This is a genomic window from Microbacterium sp. NPDC055910 (genome assembly GCF_042271185.1).
GTDB lineage: Bacteria > Actinomycetota > Actinomycetes > Actinomycetales > Microbacteriaceae > Microbacterium.
On record NZ_JBHJZS010000005.1, the window covers coordinates 21819 to 28241 of the forward strand.

At 71.4% G+C, this 6423-nt stretch carries 8 protein-coding genes; 3 read left to right on the forward strand and 5 right to left on the reverse strand.

The window, feature by feature from the left end; all coding sequences use genetic code 11:
- Window positions 1-7: 7 nt before the first annotated feature.
- The 5 genes from ACFC3F_RS03810 to ACFC3F_RS03830 all read right to left on the reverse strand — a co-directional run bounded on the left by ACFC3F_RS03810 (window position 8) and on the right by ACFC3F_RS03830 (window position 3592).
- Window positions 8-850, reverse strand: a complete 843-nt coding sequence (locus ACFC3F_RS03810; RefSeq protein WP_376126872.1) for a uroporphyrinogen-III synthase — start codon at window positions 848-850, stop codon at window positions 8-10.
- A gap of 171 nt (window positions 851-1021) precedes the next feature.
- On the reverse strand, window positions 1022-1300 hold the full coding sequence (locus ACFC3F_RS03815) for a hypothetical protein (protein WP_376126874.1): 279 nt from the start codon (window positions 1298-1300) through the stop codon (window positions 1022-1024).
- Window positions 1290-1691 carry a phage holin family protein gene (locus ACFC3F_RS03820; RefSeq protein ID WP_376126876.1) on the reverse strand — a complete coding sequence of 134 codons (402 nt, stop codon included), beginning with the start codon at window positions 1689-1691 and terminating at the stop codon, window positions 1290-1292. The genes ACFC3F_RS03815 and ACFC3F_RS03820 overlap by 11 nt, the downstream gene beginning before the upstream one ends.
- A gap of 1 nt (window position 1692) precedes the next feature.
- Window positions 1693-2076 (reverse strand): hypothetical protein, encoded by a 384-nt coding sequence (locus ACFC3F_RS03825; protein ID WP_376126878.1) that lies wholly within the window; start codon window positions 2074-2076, stop codon window positions 1693-1695.
- Window positions 2077-2176: 100 nt separating this feature from the next.
- Entirely contained in the window at window positions 2177-3592 is a 1416-nt protein-coding gene (locus ACFC3F_RS03830) for a protoporphyrinogen/coproporphyrinogen oxidase (protein ID WP_376126880.1), read from the reverse strand.
- Between the two features lie 173 nt (window positions 3593-3765).
- Between ACFC3F_RS03830 and ACFC3F_RS03835 the strand changes: the two genes are divergently transcribed.
- From ACFC3F_RS03835 to ACFC3F_RS03845, 3 genes are all read left to right on the forward strand, one after another.
- Window positions 3766-4332, forward strand: a complete 567-nt coding sequence (locus tag ACFC3F_RS03835) for an HhH-GPD-type base excision DNA repair protein (RefSeq protein ID WP_376126882.1) — start codon at window positions 3766-3768, stop codon at window positions 4330-4332.
- Window positions 4333-4419: 87 nt separating this feature from the next.
- On the forward strand, window positions 4420-4887 hold the full coding sequence (locus tag ACFC3F_RS03840; protein WP_376126884.1) for an NfeD family protein: 468 nt from the start codon (window positions 4420-4422) through the stop codon (window positions 4885-4887).
- Window positions 4888-4933: 46 nt separating this feature from the next.
- Window positions 4934-6421, forward strand: a complete 1488-nt coding sequence (locus ACFC3F_RS03845) for a flotillin family protein (protein WP_376126886.1) — start codon at window positions 4934-4936, stop codon at window positions 6419-6421.
- Window positions 6422-6423: the final 2 nt, after the last annotated feature.

Sequence of the window (6423 nt, forward strand, 5' to 3'; positions counted from 1 at the left end):
CGCGGCCTCAGTCGCGTCGTTCGCGGCCGATGGCGGGGAACAGTCCCGTGCGCGGAGCGACCTCATCGGCGGCGTGCGGAAGCGGGAAGCGCGCGACCGCATCGATCAGCGCGTCGACGGTCTGCGTGTCGGCGACGACGTCGACGGCGAGCCCGGCCCGGCGGGCGTCCTTCGCCGTGCGGGGGCCGATCGCGGCGATCACGGTCGTGTCGGGGATGTCGGGGAACTGCTCGTGCACCTGCTCGGCGACCGAGCCGCTCGTCACGAGGATCGCGTTGATGCGCCCGGAATGCACATCGTGCGCGATGCGCTCGGTGACGGGGACCCCCACCGTGCGGTAGGCCACGACGCTGCGCACATCGTGCCCCGCGTCGGTCAGCATGCGCGTGAGCATGGGCTTGGCCAGTTCGCTGCGCAGGGCGAGGATCTTGCGGGGCTCGGGCTCCATCGCGATGAGCTGTTCGGCCAGTCCCGCGGCGGAGTTGTCGTCGTCGGGGACGAGATCCACGCCGTAGCCGACCGCGAGCATCGCCGCAGCGGTGGTCTCGCCGACGGCGGCGACCTTCGTCGTCGACGGGATCGTGGCACGGAACGCGTAGAGCACATCGACGGTCGTCGCACTCGTGACGGTCAGCCAGTCGAACCGGCCGGCCGCGAGGTCGGCGAGCGCCTGATCGAGCCCCTCGGGGTCGTTCGTCGGTGCGAAGTTGATGAGCGGCGCGATGACGGGCGTCGCGCCCTGTCGCCGCAGCGTCGCCGCGACGCCGTCGCCCCACGGACCGCCGCGCGGAACGAGCACGCGCCAGCCCGCGAGGGGCTTGTCCTGGATGGACGATGTGGGTGTGTTCATGGGGTGGGTGGACTCTCGTGGGACTCAGTCGGCCACCCAGTCGTCGAGGCAGCCGACGCGCGATTCAGTCGGGTTCGCGCCGTCGGCAGCATCCGCACCATTGCACTGCCTGACCCTGAGCATACCCCCCGAACCACATGGAGGGCTCCGCGGGGCGCCCGGCAAGCTCGATCAGCGGGTGTACAGACGCACCAGACCCCACACCGCGGCGCCGACCAGTGCGGCTCCCGCCGCGACCGCCGCCGTCGCCGCGCCGGGGCTGCGACGCGCGAACGCGCGGCTCCGAGCGACGGTCCGTTCGGTCGCCTCGCTCACGCGGCGCGGCAGGTTCGCCTTGATCTCGATGGCCGCCAGCGCGGCCTTCAACTCGGCGCGTGCCTTCTCGACCGGGTCGTCGATGCCGATCGGAACGCCGGTGCGCGGCACCGGCACGGGCGAGCTAGAGCTCATCGCGCACCTCCTTGATGTCTTCGCCGATGGACTGCACGGGGTTCTTCGACGCCGAGATCTTCTTGAAGCGCAGGATGCCCAGAAGCGCGAAGAAGATCGCGATCAGGAGCATCGCGCCGAAGACGACGAGGGCCGACAGCCACGCGGGCCACCACGACGACAAGCCGATGATGACGAATGCGGCGAGCGCCGGGATCGTCCAGAACAGGAAGAACAGTGCGGCGGCGAGCCAGCCCGCGCCGATTCCCGCATCCTTCGCGGTGCGCCGCACCCACGCCTTGCCGGCGTCGATCTCGGCGACCACCAGGTTGCGGATGAGCTCGGGGATCTCGCCGAGCAGCGTCAGAAGGCTGTCGTCGGCACGGTCCCGGAATCCTCGGGGTGTCGTCATCTCAGGCCCCGCCGCGCCCCGACGTCTCATCGACGGCGTCATCGGCGGCCTTCTTCGCGGTCTTGGCGGAGGCCTTGACCGTCTTGGCGACGTCCTCGGCGCTTTCCTTTCCGGCGGCGACGGCCTTGTCGGCCTTTTCGCGCGGCGTGCCTTCGGAGGAGGCGGCCTTGGTCACCTTGACGGCGGAATTCCACAGCGTGCTGGGCAGCGCCATGGCGGCTTCCTTCGCGAACGTGGTCACCTTCTCGACCTGCTTCTGCACGGGGTCGGTGTGCCACACCTTGAGCCACTGCGTCTTGATCTGCTCGTATCGCTCGCGACCCGCGCGTGTTCCGAGCACGTAGCCCACGGCGAGTCCGACGACGAGTCCTGCCTTGCCCCTCATGGGGTCTCCTCACGTTCGGTGGTGCGCCAGCTGACGTCACCAGGGTAGTCCCGTATTCCATTCCGGGCATCCACCCTTGACAAGCGGGCTCGGGTCGCGCTCACTGCAGCGGTTCGTTGCCGAAGAGGGCGCGACGGCGCACGCGTTCAGCCTCGGCGACGACATCGGGCACGACCTGGGCGAGGCCGCTGCCCGAGACCCACGCGCCCACGACGGCGAGCCCGTCGACGGCGTGCACGACCGTGCGCACGCGCTGCGTCTGGTCCATCCGGCCCCGCGCCGAACGGGGTGGGGCGGTATCGAACCGCTCGCGTCGCGCGGCACGCACGCGCGGCTCGGTCAGATCGAGCAGAGCGGATGCCGCGTGGACAGCCGCCGCGACGGCGTCGTCGTCGCCCGCGGGCGGGGCGGCCAGGGTGACGCGCACGACGCGCGCATCGGGCCCGACGGCGCCCGCGAGCGACGGCCAGCGGGCGGTGACGTCGACGACCGATGACGCGGCGTGGGAGCCCGGAAGCGGATAGACGGCGGCGCGCGCGGAGTCGGGGACACCGTCGAGCACGAGCGTGACGACGTCCGTGGTCCTTGCTTCGGCCTCGTCGACACCCTCGACGTGCCGCGCCAGCAGGAGACGCGCGGTGTGCTCGGGGGTGGCGACGACGACCGCGTCCGCCGCGATCCGGGTCTCCTCCTCGCCGGCGCACACGACGTCCCAGCCGCCGCCGGATACGCGATCGATCCGCACGACCTCGGCCGCGGTGCGCACGTCGGCGCCGAGCTCGACGAGCCGCTGCGCGAGGGCGTCGACGAGCACACGCATCCCGCCGTCGATCGTCTCGTAGCCGGGTCCTGCCGGCGCCGCACCGCGCAGCTGCGCGACAGCGCCCGAGAGCGAGCCCGTGCGCGTGAGCGCCGTGTTGAGGCCCGGAGCGGCCAGCTCGACGTCGACGTCGGCGGGGGCGAGCCCGTGCCGGCCGACGCTCAGCGGCGCGACGAGCCGCTCGACGACGCGCGGACCCATGCGGCCGCGCACGAGGGTGCCGAGATTGCGCTGCTGGCCGATCGTGAGCGGCGGGCGCAGCCGGTCGAGATAAGCCCGCCATGCGCCGCGCCAGCCGATGATGCGGCGGACGGCGGGATCCCACGCGTTGGCGGGGATGCCGAGCACGTTGTCGGGCGGCAGGGGCGCAGCGCCCGCGGGAAGCCCGGCGACCCACGCTGTCGTCGGCGCCTCGGAGCGCACACGGTCGGCGAGGCCCAGTTCGTCGACGAGTGCGCGCACGTGGCCTCCGGTCGGCGCGTAGCCATCGGCGCCGAGATCGAGCTCGGTCTCGCCCACCGCACCGGAGCGCACAGCGCCGCCGGGCGCCTCACGCGCCTCGAGCACCGTGACGGCGAGGCCGACTTTGGCGCACTCGTAGGCGGCGACGAGCCCCGCGATCCCGCCGCCGATGACGACGACGTGCGTGTCACGCGCGTGCGCGGCGAGGTTCTCGAGGGGCGCGGCGTCGTTCACGCCGTCCATCCTCGCACTCCGGCTCGCCCCGATCCCGGTCGCACCCGACCCCACCCCGTGTCGAACCGTACCGAACCCGTCGAACCCGACGTCGTCGCGGTCGGGTTCGACGGGAGCCGTACGGTTCGACGGCAGGCCACGAGCGGGCGGGGCGGGGTGGGAGACTGAGGGGCATGACGCTGCACATCACCGGAGACGTCGCGGCCGACGAACTCCTCACCGACAACTCGCTCGCTCTTCTGATCGGGATGCTGCTGGACCAGCAGATCGCGATGGAGACGGCGTTCGCGGGTCCGCTCAAGATCCAGGAGCGCGCCGGCACGGTCGAGGCGGGTGCCCTCGCGGCATACGATCCCGAGGCGTTCGTCGAGCTGTTCCGCCAGACTCCGGCCGTGCACCGGTTCCCGGGCTCCATGGCCGCGCGCGTGCAGTCGCTGTGCGCCGCCCTCGAGGCGGACTGGGGCGGGGATGCCGCGGCCATCTGGACGCGCGACGCGCCGGACGGCGCGACGGTCCTGAAGCGTCTCAAGGCCCTCCCGGGCTTCGGCGAGCAGAAGGCGAAGATCTTCCTCGCACTGCTGGGCAAGCAGTACGGGTATACGGGCGACGGCTGGCGCGAGGCGTCGGCCCCCTACGGCGAAGACGGCGCGTTCCGCAGCGTCGCCGATATCGTCTCTCCCGAATCGCTCACGAAGGTCCGCGAGACGAAGCGTGCGGCGAAAGCGGCGGCGAAGAAGTAGCCCGGATCTGTCCACAGGCTCCCCGCGCCGCGACGCGGCGTCGGTAGGGTGGGTCAGGCCACGCACACCGCACCGGGAGAGTCCGCCATGCTGCCCTTCTTGATCGTCGGCGGAGTCGGACTCGTCGTCCTGCTCATCTCGCTCATCCTCGGCGACATCTTCGACCACTTCGACATCGGCGACGGTGCGATCTCGGGCACGGCGCTCGGCGTCGCCGCGGTCGTCTTCGGCGCATCGGGCGTGCTCACGACGACGAGCGGGCTCGAGCAGGTGTGGGCTTACGCGCTCGCGGCGGTGCTCGCGATCGCCGCGTACGCGCTCGCCGTCTTCTCCATCCGCCGACTCACGAAGAGCTCCGACGGCGCGCCCGCATCGGCCATCGGCCTCACGGGCGTCAGCCGGTCGCCCATCTCACCCGCGGGCGGCGAAGTGAGCCTCGACGGTCCGCACGAGATCGAGCGCCGCCTCGCGTACGCCGATCAGCAGATCCCCGAGGGCGTGCGGATCCGCGTCATCGAACACTCCGGCACCCGCGTCAAGGTCGTCGCGGACTAGCCACAGCTTCGCTGCCCGACTGCGGTGCAGCATCAGAAAGGACATCATGCCCGCTGATCTCATCCAGGTCGTCGCGATCATCGCCCTCATCGTGGCGCTGCTCGGGCTTCTCGCCTTCATCGCGCGGCGCATCCGGCGCGTACCCCCCAACGAGGCGCTCGTCATCGTCGGACGAGGTGCCGGCCGACCGGCGCCCGGCGAGAGCGGTGTCGGGCAGCGCGTCGTGATCGGCGGCCGCACGTTCGTGTGGCCGATCCTGCAGCAGGGGTTCTCGATCTCGCTCGAGCAGCGCCAGATCGGCATCACGGTCGAGGGCGTCGACAAGAACCGCATCAAGATCGCGATCAAGGCGTCGATCAATTTCAAGGTGTCCGGCACGGAAGAGGGAGTGCGTCGTGCGGCGCAGCGCTTCCTGTCGCAGCAGGACGCGCTGACCGAGATCATCAAGGAGTCGCTCGAGGGGTCGCTGCGCTCGATCATCGGCGACATGACGATCGAGCAGATCATCTCGGACCGCAAGGGTCTGTCGGACCGCGTCGTGGCCGAGACGAAGGCGGATCTCGTCGAGCAGGGCCTGCAGGTCGACCTGCTCAACATCAGCGACATCTCGACGCCGGGCAGCGACTACCTCGCGAACCTCGGCCGCGCCGAAGCGGCGCGCGCCCGCCAGGTCGCCGAAGTGAGCGAGGCCGAGGCATCGCGCGCGAGCGAGTTCGCCCGCATCGAGGCCGCCGAGCAGATCGCCGAACGCCAGAAGGCCCTGAGCCTGCGCCAGGCCTCGATCAAGGCCGAGACCGACCGCGCCAACGCCGAGGCGCAGGCCTCGGGACAGCTCGCGACCGCCGAGCAGGATCGCCTCGTCGCCGTGCAGGAGCGCGAAGCGCTCACCGAGCAGGCCCTCGTGACGCAGGAGCGCCTGGACATCGAGGTGCGAAAGCCCGCCGAGGCCGAGGCGTACGCCGAAGTGCAGCGCGCGACCGCTCAGCGCGACGCGGCCAACGCCGCGACCGAGGCCGACGCGTACAAGCGCACCAAGATCGCCGAGGCGAACAAGGTCGCCGCCGTGCAGGACGCCGAGGCCTCGGCCACCGCCGTCCGGTTCGCCGGTGAAGCCGAGCGCGACAAGCAGGTCGCGCTCGCGGCGGGTGTCCGCGCCGAGGGCGACGCGCGTGCGTCGGCCATCCAGGCCGAGGGTCTCGCCGAGGCCGCCTCGACCGACGCGAAGGCGCTCGCCCTGCAGAAGTACGGCGAAGCCGCGCTCGCACAGGAGATCATCATGCGCCTGCCCGAGATCGTTCGGGCCGCCGCCGAGCCGATCGCGTCGATCGACAAGCTCACGGTCGTCTCGACCGACGGGGCGTCCGAGCTCACCAAGACGGTCGGCAAGGTGCTCGGCGAGGGCACCGAGGTCGTCAAGGGCCTCACGGGACTCGACCTGAACAGCCTGCTGCAGGCGTTCTCGCTCAAGGCGGCCGGGGTGCCGGTCGAGAACGTCGTCTCGGCAGCGGAGTCCGCCGTCGGCAAGAAGGCCTGACC

What these genes read in the sequence shown, in the direction of transcription:
- ACFC3F_RS03810 (WP_376126872.1), bottom strand. Translation starts at nt 850, where the DNA reads ATGAACACACCCACATCGTCCATCCAGGACAAGCCCCTCGCGGGCTGG.
- ACFC3F_RS03815 (WP_376126874.1), bottom strand. Translation starts at nt 1,300, where the DNA reads ATGAGCTCTAGCTCGCCCGTGCCGGTGCCGCGCACCGGCGTTCCGATC.
- ACFC3F_RS03820 (WP_376126876.1), bottom strand. Translation starts at nt 1,691, where the DNA reads ATGACGACACCCCGAGGATTCCGGGACCGTGCCGACGACAGCCTTCTG.
- ACFC3F_RS03825 (WP_376126878.1), bottom strand. Translation starts at nt 2,076, where the DNA reads ATGAGGGGCAAGGCAGGACTCGTCGTCGGACTCGCCGTGGGCTACGTG.
- ACFC3F_RS03835 (WP_376126882.1), top strand. Translation starts at nt 3,766, where the DNA reads ATGACGCTGCACATCACCGGAGACGTCGCGGCCGACGAACTCCTCACC.
- ACFC3F_RS03840 (WP_376126884.1), top strand. Translation starts at nt 4,420, where the DNA reads ATGCTGCCCTTCTTGATCGTCGGCGGAGTCGGACTCGTCGTCCTGCTC.
- ACFC3F_RS03845 (WP_376126886.1), top strand. Translation starts at nt 4,934, where the DNA reads ATGCCCGCTGATCTCATCCAGGTCGTCGCGATCATCGCCCTCATCGTG.